At 35.5% G+C, this 18,488-nt stretch carries 13 protein-coding genes; 8 read left to right on the top strand and 5 right to left on the bottom strand.

Features of this window, described 5'->3' with window-relative positions; genetic code table 11:
* The first annotated feature begins 2 nt into the window (after positions 1-2).
* The 3 genes from RGRSB_RS02550 to RGRSB_RS02560 all read left to right on the top strand — a co-directional run bounded on the left by RGRSB_RS02550 (position 3) and on the right by RGRSB_RS02560 (position 3,075).
* Positions 3-383, top strand: a complete 381-nt coding sequence (locus RGRSB_RS02550; RefSeq protein ID WP_119259706.1) for a DUF7682 family zinc-binding protein — start codon at positions 3-5, stop codon at positions 381-383.
* Positions 384-481: 98 nt separating this feature from the next.
* On the top strand, positions 482-1,663 hold the full coding sequence (locus RGRSB_RS02555) for a cysteine desulfurase family protein (protein WP_119259707.1): 1,182 nt from the start codon (positions 482-484) through the stop codon (positions 1,661-1,663).
* 128 nt (positions 1,664-1,791) lie between these two features.
* Positions 1,792-3,075, top strand: a complete 1,284-nt coding sequence (locus RGRSB_RS02560) for a pentapeptide repeat-containing protein (RefSeq protein ID WP_119259708.1) — start codon at positions 1,792-1,794, stop codon at positions 3,073-3,075.
* A 1,182-nt stretch (positions 3,076-4,257) separates the two neighbouring features.
* Here RGRSB_RS02560 and RGRSB_RS02565 read toward each other — a convergent pair.
* Both RGRSB_RS02565 and RGRSB_RS02570 read right to left on the bottom strand, forming a co-directional pair.
* Positions 4,258-5,646 (bottom strand): DUF2079 domain-containing protein, encoded by a 1,389-nt coding sequence (locus tag RGRSB_RS02565; protein WP_119259709.1) that lies wholly within the window; start codon positions 5,644-5,646, stop codon positions 4,258-4,260.
* Between the two features lie 779 nt (positions 5,647-6,425).
* On the bottom strand, positions 6,426-7,706 hold the full coding sequence (locus tag RGRSB_RS02570) for a mannosyltransferase family protein (RefSeq protein ID WP_269460793.1): 1,281 nt from the start codon (positions 7,704-7,706) through the stop codon (positions 6,426-6,428).
* A gap of 2,248 nt (positions 7,707-9,954) precedes the next feature.
* On the opposite strand from RGRSB_RS02570, the gene pstS reads away from it, so the two are divergent.
* From pstS to pstB (RGRSB_RS02600), 5 genes are all read left to right on the top strand, one after another.
* Positions 9,955-11,115 carry a phosphate ABC transporter substrate-binding protein PstS gene (pstS, locus tag RGRSB_RS02580; protein WP_119259710.1) on the top strand — a complete coding sequence of 387 codons (1,161 nt, stop codon included), beginning with the start codon at positions 9,955-9,957 and terminating at the stop codon, positions 11,113-11,115.
* Between the two features lie 225 nt (positions 11,116-11,340).
* Complete coding sequence (pstC, locus tag RGRSB_RS02585; protein WP_119259711.1) at positions 11,341-12,309, top strand: phosphate ABC transporter permease subunit PstC; 969 nt, start codon at positions 11,341-11,343, stop codon at positions 12,307-12,309.
* A gap of 63 nt (positions 12,310-12,372) precedes the next feature.
* Positions 12,373-13,257: a phosphate ABC transporter permease PstA gene (gene pstA, locus RGRSB_RS02590; RefSeq protein ID WP_119259712.1), complete on the top strand. Its 885-nt coding sequence runs from the start codon at positions 12,373-12,375 to the stop codon at positions 13,255-13,257.
* Between the two features lie 36 nt (positions 13,258-13,293).
* Entirely contained in the window at positions 13,294-14,103 is an 810-nt protein-coding gene (pstB, locus tag RGRSB_RS02595) for a phosphate ABC transporter ATP-binding protein PstB (RefSeq protein WP_119259713.1), read from the top strand.
* Between the two features lie 102 nt (positions 14,104-14,205).
* Entirely contained in the window at positions 14,206-15,000 is a 795-nt protein-coding gene (pstB, locus tag RGRSB_RS02600; protein WP_119259714.1) for a phosphate ABC transporter ATP-binding protein PstB, read from the top strand.
* Between the two features lie 714 nt (positions 15,001-15,714).
* On the opposite strand, the gene cobT is transcribed toward pstB (RGRSB_RS02600), so the two are convergent.
* The 3 genes from cobT to RGRSB_RS02615 all read right to left on the bottom strand — a co-directional run bounded on the left by cobT (position 15,715) and on the right by RGRSB_RS02615 (position 18,194).
* Entirely contained in the window at positions 15,715-16,815 is a 1,101-nt protein-coding gene (gene cobT / locus RGRSB_RS02605; protein ID WP_119259715.1) for a nicotinate mononucleotide-dependent phosphoribosyltransferase CobT, read from the bottom strand.
* A gap of 73 nt (positions 16,816-16,888) precedes the next feature.
* Positions 16,889-17,671, bottom strand: a complete 783-nt coding sequence (locus RGRSB_RS02610; RefSeq protein ID WP_119259716.1) for a DUF2232 domain-containing protein — start codon at positions 17,669-17,671, stop codon at positions 16,889-16,891.
* 298 nt (positions 17,672-17,969) lie between these two features.
* Positions 17,970-18,194 (bottom strand): hypothetical protein, encoded by a 225-nt coding sequence (locus RGRSB_RS02615; RefSeq protein WP_145961877.1) that lies wholly within the window; start codon positions 18,192-18,194, stop codon positions 17,970-17,972.
* Positions 18,195-18,488 lie beyond the last annotated feature (294 nt).

The following is an 18,488-nucleotide window of genomic DNA, read 5'->3' on the forward strand; positions in this document are numbered from 1 at the left end:
TTATGTCGAGAAGAAAAAAGCTCTTTCCGTGTGGTCATAAAGGATACGGTCAACGGTGTCACCGATGTGATCAAGCTCAGGTTGCTTGGGAACGAAAAAAACAAGAGAAAAATGCTTGGGAAGACAAGTTTGATAAAGATCCTATTGATTTAAGAACTCTACCTAGAAATGTTGTTTTTAAAGCCCGCAAAATTCTTAAAGAATTAGCCAATCGAAAAAATTATCGGGAATTTCATGGGAAGCGACTTAGGCATGATCGTTTTGTCATTAGTATACCTGTAACACGACATTATCGTTTAATTTGTCGTGATCAGGGAAATTTACTAGTCCCAGAAGCGGTCATTTCCCATGAAGAGTATAATGTTTGTAAACCTGGCCATTGATACATAATAAATATATAAATTTTTTTAAAATCGCTCTGATTGTTTAATCTTCAAGTCAGCTTTTCGTCTTGCTTCCGAATATTCACTCTGGTGAAATAATGCAAATTTATCTTGACTACAGTGCAACCACGCCCCCTCGTCTAGAGGTGATAACTAAAGTTCAGGAAATCTTAAAATATCAGTGGGGAAATCCTTCAAGTTTGCATACTTGGGGACAGCGGACGGCTACCATCGTCGAAACTGCTCGATGTCAGGTAGCAAATTTAATCAATGCTCCTAATGTTGACTCCATCATTTTTACATCAGGAGGAACAGAAGCGAATAACTTGGCTTTATGGGGAATAGCTAAACAATATTCTACTCCCCAACATTTGATTATTTCATCAGTTGAACATTCTGCTATCTCAGAAACTGCTAGACTTTTGAACCAAAGAGGATGGCAAGTGACAACGTTATCCGTTAATCGTCAAGGACGAGTTTATCCGTTAGATCTCAAAGAGGCTATGCGACCAAATACAGTACTTGTTTCTACTATTTACGGACAAAGTGAGGTGGGAACGATACAACCGATTAAAGAATTGGCACAAATTGCTCGTTCGTCTGGGGTACTTTTTCATACCGATGCAGTACAAGTAGCCGGTAGATTACCCTTAGATGTGCAGCGTTTAGGGATAGATTTATTATCTCTCTCAAGTCACAAAATTTATGGAATTCAAGGAGCAGGAGCCTTATATGTGCGTCCAGGAGTGGGAATTTCTCCTTTATTGGGAGGTGGAGGACAAGAAAGAGGGTTACGGTCAGGAACCCAAGCTGTTCCTGCTATTGCCGGGTTAGGAGTCGCCGCTGAATTAGCTGTCTTAGAAATGGATAAAGAAACCTCTCGCGTAACTTCGTTACGCGACCGTCTTTTTGATCTGATGGCTGACTGTCCTTACCTAGTTCCCACAGGTGACAGATTACATCGTTTACCTCACCATGTCAGTTTCATTGTAACCGATCCATCAAGCAATAATAACCGAAAGCAAATAACTGGGCAAACTATCGTTCGTCAGCTTAATTTAGCTGGAATTGGGATTAGTGCGGGTTCAGCCTGCCACAGTGGAAAATTAAGTCCTAGTCCAATTTTATTAGCCATGGGTTATTCTAGGAAAGAAGGACTAGGGGGAATTCGACTCACTTTAGGACGGGGAATTACCTCAGAAGATACTGAATGGACTGCCATAGTCCTGAAACAGATTCTTGATAGGTTACTGCAACCATTGGTTTTAGCGGAACGTTAATTCAATAGAATTAACGTCTGGGGGTGTTAGGTTTTTTTTACTCTGTATAAAGAGATTGATTCATAATGCATCCATAAAAAGATAATTGTTATCTTGTTCTTAATTTACTGGTTAACAGTCAATACTTTATGTCCAAAACTCCTGAATCTCATTCCTTCAACGAAACTCCGGACCGTTTGGCAGAGAAAAATGGTAAAAAAAACATCTCACCTACTACAATAGGGACAACTGTCTCCTCCAACTCGTCAACTCAACTCTCGCAGAAGACTCTATCTTCTATTGCGAAACCTCAACCATTATATATGCACGAAGTAAAATCCTCTAACCCTTGGTTACTTTTAACCTCAGCAGCAATTATGGGACTAGGATTAGGATTTAATATTTCTTGGTTAGGATTTTCAGCGGGAGTTCTTGCTTTATTACTATCTTTACAAATTATTTTGCCGTCGATCCGAGATTGGGTGGTTCAATATTTAACTCCCCAAGAACGTGACACTTTGATCGGATTTTTGGTGTTTATTCTGGCAATTACTGGACTAGCAAAATATGTTGGTTTTTATCAAAAAATTGGAGATTGGCTTAATCAGTTTAAATATGATGAATTTGGCTCCTGGGCTGAATGGGTAGGGGCATTGGGTCAAATTATGATCGCCTTACTTGCAGTTTATGTCGCCTGGGCTCAGTATGTCATCTCCAAAGATTTGACCATCCAGCAAAACCGTATCACTCAACAACAAACTATTGATACTTACTTTCAAGGAATCTCCGACCTAGTTCTTAATGAAGAAGGAATGCTTGAAGATTGGCCGCAAGAACGTTCTATTGCTGAAGGGAGAACAGCAGCTATTCTCAGTAGTGTTGATGAAGTAGGAAAAGCAAAAATTCTGCGTTTTCTGTCCCAATCAAAATTATTAACCCCCTTGATGAGAGATAGTCGTTTAGGCCGACCTATACTTGATGGTTTTGGAGGATACGCTGAAGATCGAGTTCATGGGGTACGAGTAATTAATTTAGGGGTGATGTTAGCAGGGGCAAATTTATCAGGTCAAGATCTACGCTGGACAGATTTAAGTGAAGCCAATATGGTACGTGCCGATTTAAGTTGGTGTGGTCTTGTCAAAGCCAATTTATCTCGAACTGTCCTTTATGATGCCAACTTAAAAGGGTCAGATCTTAAAGAGACTCGTTTGTTTTATGGCTCTGTCGAAACTGCCAGTCCCCGTTCGCGTAGCTTTCCCCCTAATTACGAAACGGGAGCTTATACAGGGGTTGTATTGGAAAATTGCAATCTGATGGCAATCCAAAATCTTACTGAAGAACAGCGTTATTATTGTTGTGCTTGGGGAGGAGAAAAAACCCGTGCAACTATTTCAGGGGGATGTTGCGAGATTCCCAACAAATTAGATCGGTAAACTCCCCCACTTTCTATTGTTTAATTTAGGGCTTACAACCGAATTGGGGGTTGGGTTTAAGAGATAAGAAATCCACTCTCTAGCCCTCTCTTATTTCCTTCATTAGACATATGAATAGTTTTAATTACAATTCCGTAAGCCTGTATTCATTTATAATGTTTATCGACGTATTTATGTCTCGGTTATGATCAATGGAGTAATCCTCATAAGTTCAGTTTCTAAAGTTACCAGCATGATTTAGACATATATGACGAGTTTCAGGGGGAGGTTACCATACCCTCCTAAAAAATTACAGAAAATTTAATCGATAATAAGTTAAATTTTTAATTCATTTTTTTATGTTACTGACAATCTTACAAAAATACGACAAAACCTCTTTTATATTTTTTATAATGTAAAGTGTTTCTTACAGCTTAATGACTTGTCTCTACAATTTAAACTAATGAGTACACTCACTAATTTAAGGGAAAATATTGATAAATCGATAAAACTTAAACATTGTGTTGAGGATATTTGGATATAGTTAGTTATGTCTTGTACTTAGGTTGAAAAATGGAGGTAGTAATAAATAGGGATCGAGTACCTATCTTGGCTGAGTTTTTTATAAAAATTGCCAACATTTTATCAATTTAACAAAGTTAATAGTGATGGTTATGAGAATAAAAATATATGTATCTAAATAATCAATAATATAATACTATGCTACTTTTTTTAAAAAAATCAAATAGTGAAGTTTTAACATTGGGCTATGGATCTATTTTTCTATAATCTCCGATTTATCATGATTGTCACGCTGTCTTATACTATAGTACTAATGATTGAATAGATAAGTTTATCTTTAATTAAATTTCTGACTTATAGAGTTCATTTAAATGAGTAATAGATAATTATTATTTTAAATCTATATTGATAGTAAAAAAAAATTCTGTGAAGAAAAGATCTAAAGTAAAACATGTTTATTTTACGGTTAGCGGTTGATTGTTAACTATCCTGGCAAAATATCTCAAATATTGATTTCTAGTAAATAGTTTTTAAAACTGCGACTATTTGAATAAAGTTTTTGTAATTCTTCTGCAGTAGATTGTCAACTAGTTGAGCAAGTATATATACTCTGGTATTTTAGATAATTAAGTCATTAAACTAAGGCAAGAGTTTAATGACTTAATTATTCTACTCTGGCTCCTAATTTTGCTTGAACAAAAAAACATTATCCTGTTCATAAATAGAAATAAACTTTGTATTTTCTTTCAATTTTTTCACTAAATCGATAACAGTTTTTTTAGATTTTGGCCAACTCGGATGATGAACATTCAGCAGAATATAGTCAAAATTATTAATGTCAATAGATTCCGCACCTTTAATTCCTAATTTCACTACAGGACGATGGGTTAAATGGGGAGCAATTTGAGGGGATGTTAAAACTTTTACTTGAGGAGGGACTAACTTTATTCCTTGTTTCATCGCCAATAATGTGTCTAATTGTTCTAAGTATTTCGAGCCAAAATAATTATATTTAGCTAATACTAAGAAAGTAATTAATGACCAAATTATAATTATTTTATGACGTTTTATTATTTCTTTTTTAGCTGCCAATGTGTAAATATTTGATAACAATAAAAAAGGTAGAATTGGCAAGGAATATTGATGAACTAAATCTTTTTGGGGTTGGTAATCAGTTAATAGATTTAATCCTAACTGAGGAATAGCTGCAACCATTGGAGCTAAATGATTGAGAGATAATCCCCAAATCACCGGACAAACTAATAAAATCAAATATTCAAGATTAGCTAAGGTGAAAATTTTACTAAGAAAAATACCAGGATTTAAGAAAATATTTTTTATAATTTCTCCGATAGAATCTCCTAAAAATGAATAACGTCCCAATGCGGCAACTGTATTTCCACTAAACTGAGGAATAATAACTTGAGTGGTGATTAAAAGCCAAAAAATCCCCAAGGATAACGCTACACTACCACAAAGACGTTTTCTTTCAAAGAAAAATAACCATAATCCCATGGCTGCAACAGTTAAAGACAGTACAGCTTTACAACTTAAAATAATGATAATTGCCAACAAAAATCGCCAGAAATTATTGTTTTTTGCTTCCAAAATTGCCCAAAATAGAATAGGTAAAGCTATGACTTCTGAATGAAAATCAAATATGTTGAGATTAAACACTAAAGGATAAAGTAAATAAACCTCTGACATAGTTAAAGCCAAATTTTTTTGTAGTCCTGATTTTTGTGCTAATCTGTAAACAGGGACTGCACTGAAGCCAAGAGCGACCGCTTGGATAGCAAATAACCAATGTACATTAGGATAAATTACATAAAATAATGCTAAAGGGTAAAGAATAAAAGCGGCATGATCTCCTAAAATATGATTATCTACAAAAGAAACTATCGGCGGGTTTCCCTGACTAATCAAAAAAATTGCTTGATCAAACCAACCCAGATCTAAAGCATTAGATTGAAATAAAAAATGACGTAAACTTGCGCACAAAAAGAGTATTATTGTACTTGTGCCAGTAATAATCCAAAGCCAAAAAAGATTACTATTTTTCTCTTTCATAAGTTGACCATAACCAAAATAAAAATGCTATTACAGCTTAATTATTTTAGTAAAAAAATACAAAAAAGTTAAATAAAATTATGTGATAGAGGAGTGGAGACTTTTAGTTGCAGTAGCTGACGGGGAACGTTGAAGGGGTATTCTGTAGACAGAATATAAGCTTACAGCGACTTTTGCTCGGCATTGTATTATATTTGCTTTTTTGTTACTCTTAACTACTAAATACATCTCGAACCCCTTTCAAATTGGTGACAGTGGATAACTGACATTACAGATATTTTTAGAGACAAAAACTAAAATTAGACTCAATGAGATGATAACTCGGTCAGCAGAAAATAACGGTTTAGAAATAGTAGTAAGAAGGTAAGATTAAATAAGTGTCAAAGAGGAAAGTAGTTGAGAAAGAGTAATCACTAGATACTAGCCGTTCTAAAAATTCAGTTAACAGAATCATAAAAGCAACAGTTCAAGTAAAATAAGTGCAAGGAGAAAACGAATTCCAATGATGTGTTGGTTCAATTTTAGCATTTATTAATGAGACTAAAACTTACAGCCAATTGCAAGCATTTCCAGTCTCTTTATTAAAAGTATCTTGTCAGTTATATTTAGAAGCTGTGACTACCTACTCCATAATTAGGATATAAACAAATACAATCAATCTCTTGACAAATTATCTGAGTTTATTAGAGAAAAAGTCTTAAATTTTAATTTAAAATTTTTTAAAAAAGAAAGAAAACTAAATTTCTAAAAATGTAATATTGTTGACAATCATCAATTATTTATGCAACCCAAAGATGTTGAGCGAAACGAATTGAAAAACTGACTAACAAAACAGTACAGAACCCAACCATAGCATATCCCCAACGAGGATTACTTGAAAGTAACATTCCTAACCCTAAGTTTAGAGAAACAATCCCATAAGCTAAACGACTCAAAGAGATGGTTCCACCAGATACTAACAATAATCCCAAGGAGGAAAACCCATAAGCAACTACAACAAAATTGAGCTTATTTCGTAAGTGCCATAGTAAATAAATTCCACCTAAAACAGATATCGTATTGAGCAAAGGATCACCAATTAATAACCATAATAGAAACAATAATCCACAACAACTATAATCAAAACAAGTTTCTCCTAGACAATCACGATAATGCCATAAGCCATAAGCAATCACACTCATTAGTAATAATAAAAAAGGATGTAATAGATCCCATAAACTCTCATAATGCCACTGACTTCTCCCTGTGGTAATTTCAACCAACATAGTCCCCCATCCTTGCCAATCAATACCACGACTACGGTTCCATTGGGTATGCTGAACGGTAATAAAGGCTAAAGGATCACTAAACTGCATCCAGCAATAGCCACTATACAGTAAAACTCCTAACGCACTACCGAAACTTGTCACATAAGCAGTAATGGGGATGCGTTTATACCATGCTGTGAGGAAAAAGGCGGGAATTAAAGCTAATCCTGTAATGCGGGTTGCGGTTGCCATCATTCCCCATAATGCAGCTTGTAGATAAGACTGGCGATCAAAAGCCCACAAAGAAGCAGTGCTTAAAAATAGAAATAGTCCTTCAGTATAAACAACTGCGGTAAATAATGAGAGAGGACACCAAGCTAAAATAGTCGTTGTCCACTGTGCCGTTTTAATACCATTTGTCCTTTTTACCCAATGGAAAACAATAAATAAAGTTCCTAAAAAGGCTAAATTATTAATCAATGTTCCCGCCACTTCTGCTGATACTCCTAACCCCATTACAATCCTGATAGTTAAGGGAAAAAAGGGAAAAAAAGCTACGTTAGCTCCTGGTAGAGTTCCGACGCCATTATAATTTGCTGTAGCAATTTCTTGATAGAAATTACTATCCCAAGCAGAAAAAACTTCCCAACCCCATTCCGTCTTAATTCCACCTGAAGGAGCTTCGAGTAACGGGGCAATCCCTAACATGCCTACAAGAATTAATCCTCGACTCAATAGCCAAATTCCGATAATAAACCATAAGGGTTGTAAAAAAAATTTTCCTAACTTCTGAATACTGACTTTTAACTTCATCTTTATCTTAAATTGGAAACTCCTGGGAGAGTTACTAAATCAATCTGACTCTGAAACTCTGCAATCTTTCCTTGACAAATAGTAAGAACGTGAACCCATTTGTCTTGAAGGAATTTAGCCTTAAACTGTCGTTCTAAAGTTAGTCCATGCCGTCGACTCCTCAGTTAATAAAGGACTTAGCAAGCCGTAATTTCCTTCTTCCTCAACTTTGCAGAGTTGTTTGACAATTACTAAGTTTTTTGATTTATTCATTATCCTTATTATTTCGCTGTCTTTCAATTTAGCAAACTCCAGACTCAAAAAATACCTTAGTCACTTATTTGTTATCACAGATGTCGATAATAAACAAATGATCAAAATTAACCAACTTGGAAAAAAAGGAACTGCCAATTTAGATTGATTTAGAAGTTCTAAGAAATGATCAGTGATTTTATGTTTTTAAAAAAAAAATATTAAAGATGGTCTTAAAACAGGGTAAGCCTTAAGAAAACTTCTTTTTACCAAAAGGTAGATAATCCAAAGCTCACTCATATTTTTTGAATTTAGATCAATTTTTGATTATAGTTTTTTTATAATTTATAGTGTAATAGTACTACAGAAATATAGTGACGGCCTATAATTTTACCTATAACCAAGAAATCTTTCAATTTACAGTCTTATATTGGGATGGTTTACTAAACCTAATTACTAGTTTAGGTTAAGACTAGGGATAGATATTAGGGTATTGATTGTCAGAATCAAGTTTCGAGTTATTTTAAGACAAAACTATGTTCATCAGTCCCTTCAGCTTTATGTAAAAATAGGGTACTAACTAACTGACTCTAAGTTATGCTCGTTGTTGGAATCACTTCTATACTTGTTACTAAATAAGAAAAATAATTCAACAGTCATAGGACCATTCTTCCTCATCGAGTTTTACTCAAATCTAGCTTGTTTGTATAACAACTCGCCAATGGTCATATCTGTTTGATGTTTTTGCTCAAAGGCTTCTTCGACTTCAAATTTTTGAAATTAAACTTTTGTAAAAAAATAACCTTATCCTAATAAAGGAATATAATCTACTCGAGTCGTCAATTTTGAAACTTGTTCGAGGTAAAATTCGACAAATTATTCTAAAGTTCGATTCTTTTGTACGTTTTTAACATTAACATAAGCAAATAAAGGTCGCGACAAGGGCTAATATTCGTTCTTATCCACAGTTTGAGTTGAAATAAATACCCCGTTTTAACCATTATCAATAGCAATTGCTTTGAGTTTATCTTGGTTTTGTTGATAACAAAAGTAGCTAAAGTAACCCAAAGTATTATGATCTTGGGCAACCATAATTACTAATACTTCATCGTCCTTGCTGAAAACATAATTTGAGCAAATTTCTGTTGCTTCACCTATGAGCGCTTCGGTAAGATAATTATAGGTTCCCGAGCCTTTACCGGGACCGTAAATAGTTAAAAATCAATCAGGATAAAAGAAATAAAGTTGATTATAGCTAGAGAAATACCCTGTTTTTAGCTTTAAATTCCTATACTTGTGCTAATAAACTAACTTTTAGCGAATATATTTAAATATTTTGGATATTTGCCACAACTGTGATCGCATTAAAAGCAATAAGAGACTCAATGTAACAAACTATGTTGTCATTGCAAAATTTTGTTTCTGCAGAAGAAATGGGACAAGAGGCTGCTTGTATTTGAAAAATTATTTTCTATGGTCAGATCTTTAACTTGCTTATTATAGATAGGTTGTTTTTGACAGGTTTCTAACACTACTTCAGTTATCGGAAATACCGCACTTAAGCTATCTGTTTTGATTGGTTAAACATTATTGATATCACTTGGCTACAAGCTGGTATAACTACTATGGCTGCGATTACAATCGTTGCTTTCATAACATCTAAAAAACTATTAAGAGATGTAAACTTTATGAATCATCTCACAATTTATTTTGTATCAAAAATACAGTGATCAGATGCATATTATTTCATTATGGTTTTCAACTCATTTTTAGCAACCTAAATTTAAATCAGAGTTAGTTAATAATTCAAGCTTTACCTAACAAAATCACACTACGATCCTAAAAGTTAAGAGCTAAGATAAAAATAAATAAATAGTGAAGATTTATCTATTTTACTTAGACAGTTCATTAACTCTAGACTAAGAACTGTATTTCTTAACCTATTGTTTACCAAAATTCGTTAACTTCTGTTTGAATGTTCATTGTGTAATTAACTCAATTTACAAAACACCCAAATATGTTATACTTTTTCAAACTCGAACAACGTCCTTTTTGTTTAATATCTTCCCTATCAATATTGGCATTAATAGTAAGTTTAGGGGCTTGTGGTGGTGCGACCCATGATGATAGCTCTATCGATGAAACGGCTAATAACATAAACAAACCTCCATTAGAAGGTAAGGTCACTCTGACCGGTGCGGGGGCATCTTTTCCCTCACCTCTCTATCAAAACTGGTTTGTTCAACTCAATAGTGCAATTCCTGAGCTTCAAGTTAACTATCAGTCTATAGGTAGTGGCGCAGGGGTAGAACAATTTACTACCGGAACAGTAGACTTTGGTGCTAGTGATGTAGCGATGAAAGATGAAGAAATCGCAAAAGTTTCTAGAGGGGTGATATTGCTCCCTATGACTGCCGGAAGTATTGTAATAGCTTACAATCTTCCTGGGGTTGAAGGGCTTAAATTGTCTCGGAAGGCTTATGTAGGAATCATGCAAGGCAGTATTACTAACTGGAGTGACCCCGAAATTGTTGAGGCTAACCCTGATTTAAACTTACCTAGTCAATCAATTACCGTCGTTCACCGTTCTGATGGTAGTGGAACCACTGAAGTTTTCACCAAGCACATAAGTGCAATTAGTTCAGAGTGGGCAAATACAATCGGACAAGGAAAAAGTGTAGAATGGCCTACCATTAAGGGAAAATTCATCGGTAGCAAAGGAAATGAAGGAGTAACTGCCACTATTCAACAAATTGAAGGAGCCATCGGCTATATTGAGTATGGCTATGCTAAGAATAATGGTCTAACAATGGCAGCCTTAGAAAATTTATCAGGGAACTATATAGAGCCCAGTGACGAGTCAGCCGAACAGACCTTAGATGCGGTTACTCTTCCTGAAAACCTACGAGTCTTTATCACCGACCCTGAAGGAGATCAATCTTATCCCATTGTGACCTACACTTGGATGCTGGCTTACAAACAATATGACGATCCCCAAAAAGCTATCGCCATGGAGGCCATGGTTGAACATGCGTTAAACCATGGACAAGAAGCCAGTAAGAAACTCGGTTATGTTGCCTTGCCGCCTAGTGTCAAAGAGAAAGTAGCCGCGGCTGCTGATGTAATTAGCCCGGACTACACTATTAAGGTCAAACAAACAGACGATTTTCTAGATTGATAGTCCTACATTGACTAGATTAAATCACTTATAGATTTTTACTAGTCCCTTCTAAAAAACTAAACAACCTGAGTTCAGAGTTCAGGAATCTTTCGGTGTAAAAATTAGGAATAGGGACTTCTGATTGCTGCGAGTTTTCTGTGAACTTGGCTTATGCTGAACTTAGTCCAACAAATTATCTAGTCAAACTATTATTTCTTACTTTCGACTTGGTTATCCTTAATTATGATTGCACCTACTGCTTCTAAGTTTAAACAAACTGGAGTTGGCGTTCGCTCTGTTCTGGAGAAAACTTTCAATACTGGTTTTATTTGGCTGACTTTAGTCTTTGCCGTCAGTATTGGGTTCATTCTATTGTCCATTGCTATTGTAATCATTATGCGAGCCTGGCCAGCAATTCAAACCTACGGGGTTGGCTTTGTTACCAACAGTGCTTGGAATCCTGTTATAGGAAAGGAAAAATTTGGGGCGTTACCGGTTATTTATGGAACTCTAGTAAGTTCCTTCATCTCCTTATTCATTGCCATCCCTTTAGGGATAGGAACGGCACTGTTTTTAAGTGAAGATTTTATCCCTCTTAAATTCCGCACCCCCTTAGTGTTTATGGTGGAACTGTTAGCCGCTATTCCTAGTGTGGTGTATGGACTGTGGGGTATTTTTGTCTTAATTCCCATTCTCAACCCTATTAGTTTCTGGTTACACAACAACCTTGGCTGGGTACCCTTTTTTGCTACCCCCCCTGCCGGACCTGGAATGTTACCTGCAGGAATTGTTCTTTCTATTATGATTCTGCCTATTATCACTGCAGTTTCTCGTGATTCCTTAGCTTCTTTGTCTCCTGAATTACGCCAAGCTTCTTTAAGCTTGGGAGCAACCCGTTGGGAAACGATTTTCCGTGTGTTGATTCCATCAGCTATTTCAGGAATCGTTGGGGGAATTATGTTAGCTCTTGGCCGTGCAATGGGGGAAACTATGGCGGTTACGATGATTATCGGGAATGCTAATAAAATCAGCATCTCTCTACTTGAACCAGCAAACACTATTTCTTCTCTTTTAGCCAACCAATTTGCCGAAGCATCAGGAATGCAGGTTTCTGCCCTAATGTATGCTGCGTTGATTTTAATGGTTTTGACCCTAATTGTTAATGTTATAGCCGATTGCATTGTAACTCAAGTGAGAGCCAAGTATCAGTAATAGACGAATGGCAAAAATTGAGCTTTCGCTCCTCTTTTTCTACCGTTTTACTCCTCAAAAAAAATGACTGATTCAAGTGCAACCGAGATTGGTTTAAGTCTAAAAAAGAAACCAGGCAGTTCCCGCGCCCTATTCAATAGCTTCTGGACAGCTTTAGCTTCCTTATGTATGATTATCACTCTAATCCCATTAGTTGCGGTTCTTATCTTCGTGATGGTTCAGGGATTAGGGCAAGTTAACCTAGATTTATTTACTAAGCTTCCTCCACCGCCTGGATTGTCACAAGGAGGTATTGGTAACGCTATTCTTGGAACTTTACTAACTGTGGGTTTAGCGACTTTTATTGCTGTTCCTATTGGGGTACTCACTGCTGTTTATCTATCAGAATTTAGTGCAGGAAATCAAATTGCCCGTTGGGTTCGTTTTGCGACTAATGTTCTCAGTGGAGTTCCTTCAATTATTGCTGGTATTTTCGCTTATGGTTTATTAGTCGCCACAAAAATTGTTGGTTTTTCCGCCGTTGCAGGAGGAGTAGCTTTAGCTGTATTGATGTTACCCACTATTATCCGGACAACGGATGAAGCCTTACAACTTGTTCCTCAAGAAATCCGTTGGGCAGCCTTTGGACTAGGAGCTTATAATTACCAAACAGTATTAAAAGTTGTCCTTCCTGCGGCTGTTCCTGCTATTTTAACTGGAGTAACCCTAGCGATTGCCCGTGCTGCAGGGGAAACCGCTCCTTTAATTTTTACTGCTTTGTTTTCTAACTTTTGGCCTAAGGGAATCTTTGAGCCTATTGCTACTTTATCAGTGTTAGTTTATAACTATGCCATTGTCCCTTTTAAACCCCAACAAGAATTAGCCTGGGCGGGGTCCTTAATTTTAGTCTTGTTAGTGTTAACTACCAGTGTGGCTGCTCGTTGGGCAACTCGACAGAAAACTTATTAATTGATAGTGAACAGTTAATAGTGATAGAGGACTTTGATGATAGACAACGAAATTTCGGATTCTATTAAGATAGAAACAGTTTTCAGCTTAGAAAATGTTAATATCTTCTACGGAGATTATCGCGCAGTTCGGGATGTTACTTTCACCATTCCCAAGAATAAAGTGACTGCTTTTATCGGTCCTTCAGGGTGTGGAAAAAGTAGCATCCTGCGGTGTTTAAATAGACTCAACGATTTAATCGAAATCTTTCACCTAACGGGAACCATTGCCTATCATGGACAGAATCTCTATGCTCCTGATATTGATTCTGTAGAAGTAAGAAAACGAATTGGAATGGTATTTCAAAAACCCAATCCTTTCCCAAAAACTATTTACGATAACATAGTTTTTGGAGCGAGGATAAATAATTACAAAGGAGATCTCGATGAATTAGTAGAAACTTCTCTGAAACGATCTGCCCTTTGGGATGAAGTTAAAGATAAATTACAAGATAATGGCTTTTCTTTATCAGGAGGACAACAACAACGTCTGTGTATTGCGAGAACTATTGCTGCTCAACCAGAAGTGGTTTTAATGGATGAACCCTGCTCAGCTCTTGATCCTATTTCGACCTTAAAAGTTGAAGAATTAATACATGAACTTAAGAAACAGTACACTATTGTGATAGTTACTCACAACATGCAGCAAGCGGCACGAGTAGCCGACTTAACTGCTTTTTTTAGTACAGAAGTAACTGAGACAGGAAGCAAGGTCGGTTATCTTGTAGAATACGATGCAACCCAGACTATTTTTGGTAGTCCTCGTCAACAGAATACCAAAGATTATGTTAGTGGACGGTTTGGTTAGAAAAGATGAAGATAGAAAAATGGGAAAGTAGGTAAAAACCGTATGGTTCATTTCTACAAACTTCGATATCGTCTTTGTCGAAAGGGAGTTTAACAAAAAATCATGGTAGCTGATGTAGCAACAGAAACAGTTTTGAGAACTCGGAAACTTAATGTTTTTTACGGTACTAATTTGGCAGTCAGGGAAGTTTCCTTAGATATTCCCAAAAATAAAGTTGTAGCCTTCATTGGTCCTTCAGGTTGCGGAAAAAGTACTGTTCTCCGTTGTTTTAATCGGATGAACGATCTAATTCCCAGTGCTAGGATTGATGGCAAAATAACTTTCCATGGAAGCGATATTTATGCAAACAAAGTTGATCCTATAGACTTACGTTGTCGCATTGGCATGGTATTTCAAAAACCCAATCCCTTTCCTAAATCTATTTACGAAAATATTGCGTTTGGGGCAAGACTAAATGGATTTAAGGGGGATATGGATGAGTTAGTAGAAACATCCCTAAAAAAAGCTATAATTTGGGATGAAACTAAAGATAAATTAATGCAAAGTGGACTTGCTTTATCAGGAGGACAACAACAACGTCTGTGTATTGCGAGAACCATCGCCATCAAACCAGAAGTAATCTTGATGGATGAACCATGTGCTGCTCTTGATCCCATTTCCACCCTTAAAATCGAAGAACTAATTTATGAATTGAAGCAACAATACACTATTGTTATAGTTACTCATAACATGCAACAAGCATCACGGGCATCCGATTTTACTGCTTTTTATAATGTAGAAGCTACTGATAAAGAAGCAAAAGTAGGATATCTGGCAGAATATAATAAAACAGAGGTTATTTTTCAAAATCCTGCACGGGAAACAACGAGGGATTACATAAGCGGACGGTTTGGTTAAAACAGAGATAGGCTCTCGGTGTACTTATCGCACTCAAAAAATTCGATATTTTGCAACGTGGATTAGATACCTCTTAGTGTTGAGAGATAATGAATAAGTCTCTATCTGTACCGTAACTTACCAAAGTAGTTTTTGTAAATGATTACACGGTTTGTACCAAATTTTTGAAAGAGATCAATTTCTCTACAGATGATAAGGTCTCATAATTATCTAATATTTTGATTTTTTTACTTTATCAATGAATTTACACTTGTTTGTATTAATTAACCTTCTTGAATTTCGTTTTATCATTCATGATATTCTTTTATTTTATCTTTTAAAGATTTTAATCTATCACTAGTAGAAAAAATATTTGTCGTTGTTTGAGGTTTAACTAGTTTCATTTTTCCGAAGTTATTTAAGTATTATTAGGAGCTATATCTTCGCCATTGACTGGCTTAAAACCTTTTAATAAATAAAAAATGGTTTTTAAATGATTATTTTGATGTTGTTTCTAAAATTTTGCCGTAATTACAGCATTCTTATCCTGTTTATTATCCTATTGATGGTATAATTATCGGGTGTCCATCGAGATTTCTTTCAAACTGTAAATCTCGGTTATCTTGGCAAAGTTGATATAATTATTTGTCAGTAAGTTTAAAGAACTCAAATCTAACTTCCAGATGATTAACCATAGTTTAGATTTATCTTCATCGTTATATTGAATGTCAATTTTTAGTCTTTTTTAGCACTTACTATAGATTCAATCACCTGTAGTAGTTTTTCCTGAGTCCATTGATATGATAGGCTAGCGGCGATTGCACATCCTCCAGACCCGACACCCTCTTTAACAAACCCCTGTTCATATACCGATAATTGAGGATAGAAAGACTTAGCAAAACTCAACTGAGTCCCTAACAGGGGAACCTCACTGATCATATTAGCTAACCCTACTGTATCCCCTGTAGAATCTTCGGCAACCCAACGAGTTGTTCCTACTATAATTTGGTCTAGATTGGCTTTTTCTTGCAAATTTTTGATGATTGCCTTGATTAAGGCATAGACCGCTAACATTTGGGTCCCTCCAGCCAAAAGTACTCCTATCCGATGGCTAGCGGTAATTGCCATACCTGCCGCCACAATTTGCATAGGATCACCCACCGCGGCGACGAGAGAAAAAGGATTAATCGGCTGTAAAATAGGGTAAATTCCGGCTTGAGTAAGTCCCATCTGAACAATAGACCATTTTTGCTTATGATTGCACTTATAATGACTACTATTAACTTTTCCAATGGCATTAAAACCTAATCCTGTAAGAATAGCCAGGGCAGTAGTAGTTCCTCCTACAACACATTCACTCAGAATTAAATAGGAATTGGGGTATTTTTTAGCCATTTTTTCTCCCCATTGTAACCCTTGCTGAAATAGATGATTAATGACAGTTAAAGGTAAGGCTTTTCCTGTTGTAATACAATTGGCACTAATACCTTTTAAGTTAAAATTAGGAACAGAGGGAGGGAATGGCAAACCGGCATTAAACAGATAAATGGGAATATTAAGAGTCTCTAGAATAGCGCGTGTAATAAATACTGGTGAAACCCCCTTAGTTAAGGGAGGTAAGGGATGTTGATAACGAGATTGAATCCCCTTAAATAAAAATTCTGCATCAGCAATCGCGGTATATTTTCGGTCTTCTGGGGTGGCCCCAGCCGCAGAAATTCCTGGGATTAATCCTGTAGATGTAAACCCTAAAATACAGGCAAAAACTGGATCATGGTTTTGATTAGATTCCAGCCATTGTTTACCTTTTTTTTGTTGTGTATAAACTTGAATCACTTCTTTTTAAATACCCATTTAAAAAATAAATATGAAAACCACTTTTTACCTGCTTGAGATATTTAGTAATTGCTTATTGTTTATAATCCAAAATTGCTTGGATCCATCTGGGAGGTTGAGGTATAGGATTTCCTATCTTTTCTAAGACTAAGAAAGCGACTAAATGAACAGCAGATAAATAAATTAAACTGTTAAAAACAACTAATCCAATAGTTAGTAACTGAATCAAAGAAAAACTAGGTTGAGATAAAATCCCTGATTTAATAAATAACCATTGAGCTAATTCAGTGATTTGGATAATCATATACTGCCATAAATCTTCCCCTAATAAAATTGAAAATAACCAGAAACGAAAAAAGAAGCCAAACGTTCCAATTAACGCCCCTGTCACCATAGAAAACAGCCAATTTGTCCTACGTCTCCAACAATATCCTAATTGAACTCCCATCAAGCCATAGGGCATTAAAAAAACAACACTACGGGTAGGACCCATTAACACTGTTAATAATAACCCAGATACTAATGCTCCCATCCAAGCGGCGCGATATCCCCATCGTATATAAATTAAAGCAATAGGAATAGGAAAGAAAATCCTTAAAAAAGGACCGATAGGAAAATAATAATTAATTAACCAAATTAAGCTGCAAGCACTAGCTAAAAAAGCTGTTTCCACCATTGCTAGAGTGCTACTTTGTTTGATTTTAGACAGGGATAAAGGTTGAATATTTTTGAATTTAGACACAGGCGCAGTGACTGTTTCTTTGGTGTCATCATCAACCCAATTAGACTCACTATTCGTTAAAGCATTAGATTCCAAATCGGATTCTGGATTAGCATTATCAGAAGAGTAATTCATTAAAGAAAATCATCTCATTGAAATTTTAAGGAAAAACTAAGTAATAATTTTTTCTAAGTTATACATATTCTAATTCTTCTAGACTGAGTATAATGCATGTTAGTAACTAATAATTTACAAGACTATTATTGTGAGCTTATTCTACAACTTCAAAAAATTGATTGCTGTAAAAATTAGTCCATTTAAATTTTGAAATTCTCACAAAGTAAGACTTTCAGTTTTTTAAACTATGATATTGTCATAGCTAGTCTGGCAAAGACTGTATTATTAATACACAGAATATCGTGTGTTTCCGTAATTAAACCTTTTTTTCTAATTTTGTAAGTAGCTTCGTTACGGTTTCCTTCGCCAATTTACTAAAATTGCTTAATTCTCGATGGTATAAGTCAGCAATTTCTATAATGTCTATTACTAGATCGTTATAAAGAAGACTAATAAATTTATGAGTAGGAGTAATGTTAACAGTCATAGTTCTTAGGCTAACGGCATCTATGGAATAAGAAATCTCTTCTAAAGTAGTCATTTCTCCTCTATTCATGAGATCTAAAGTAACTTTTTTTGACCTCAACACTATAATTCTGGATTTTTACTTAATCTTCTAAAATTAAATAAACTGAGCTACCCCAATTATTTTCCACAAAAACTCCCCTATTAGGGAGTTAACTATAGATAATACAATATAGGATAAAAAATTGTCATTTTTATTCTATCAATCCAGTCAATAAAGAATAATCACCCCTAAATCTTCAATATTAAGGTTTTCATTATAGTGGCGGTTTTTATCTTTCATTTAATGCTCAAGCGGATTTTTGCTCTA

The organism is cyanobacterium endosymbiont of Rhopalodia gibberula, from assembly GCF_003574135.1.
In the GTDB taxonomy this organism is placed as follows: domain Bacteria; phylum Cyanobacteriota; class Cyanobacteriia; order Cyanobacteriales; family Microcystaceae; genus Rippkaea.

What these genes read in the sequence shown, in the direction of transcription:
- pstB (WP_119259713.1), top strand. Translation starts at nt 13,294, where the DNA reads ATGATAGACAACGAAATTTCGGATTCTATTAAGATAGAAACAGTTTTC.
- RGRSB_RS02565 (WP_119259709.1), bottom strand. Translation starts at nt 5,646, where the DNA reads ATGAAAGAGAAAAATAGTAATCTTTTTTGGCTTTGGATTATTACTGGC.
- pstA (WP_119259712.1), top strand. Translation starts at nt 12,373, where the DNA reads ATGACTGATTCAAGTGCAACCGAGATTGGTTTAAGTCTAAAAAAGAAA.
- RGRSB_RS02555 (WP_119259707.1), top strand. Translation starts at nt 482, where the DNA reads ATGCAAATTTATCTTGACTACAGTGCAACCACGCCCCCTCGTCTAGAG.
- RGRSB_RS02550 (WP_119259706.1), top strand. Translation starts at nt 3, where the DNA reads ATGTCGAGAAGAAAAAAGCTCTTTCCGTGTGGTCATAAAGGATACGGT.
- pstS (WP_119259710.1), top strand. Translation starts at nt 9,955, where the DNA reads ATGTTATACTTTTTCAAACTCGAACAACGTCCTTTTTGTTTAATATCT.
- RGRSB_RS02615 (WP_145961877.1), bottom strand. Translation starts at nt 18,194, where the DNA reads ATGACTACTTTAGAAGAGATTTCTTATTCCATAGATGCCGTTAGCCTA.
- RGRSB_RS02560 (WP_119259708.1), top strand. Translation starts at nt 1,792, where the DNA reads ATGTCCAAAACTCCTGAATCTCATTCCTTCAACGAAACTCCGGACCGT.
- pstC (WP_119259711.1), top strand. Translation starts at nt 11,341, where the DNA reads ATGATTGCACCTACTGCTTCTAAGTTTAAACAAACTGGAGTTGGCGTT.
- RGRSB_RS02570 (WP_269460793.1), bottom strand. Translation starts at nt 7,706, where the DNA reads ATGAAGTTAAAAGTCAGTATTCAGAAGTTAGGAAAATTTTTTTTACAA.
- pstB (WP_119259714.1), top strand. Translation starts at nt 14,206, where the DNA reads ATGGTAGCTGATGTAGCAACAGAAACAGTTTTGAGAACTCGGAAACTT.
- RGRSB_RS02610 (WP_119259716.1), bottom strand. Translation starts at nt 17,671, where the DNA reads ATGAATTACTCTTCTGATAATGCTAATCCAGAATCCGATTTGGAATCT.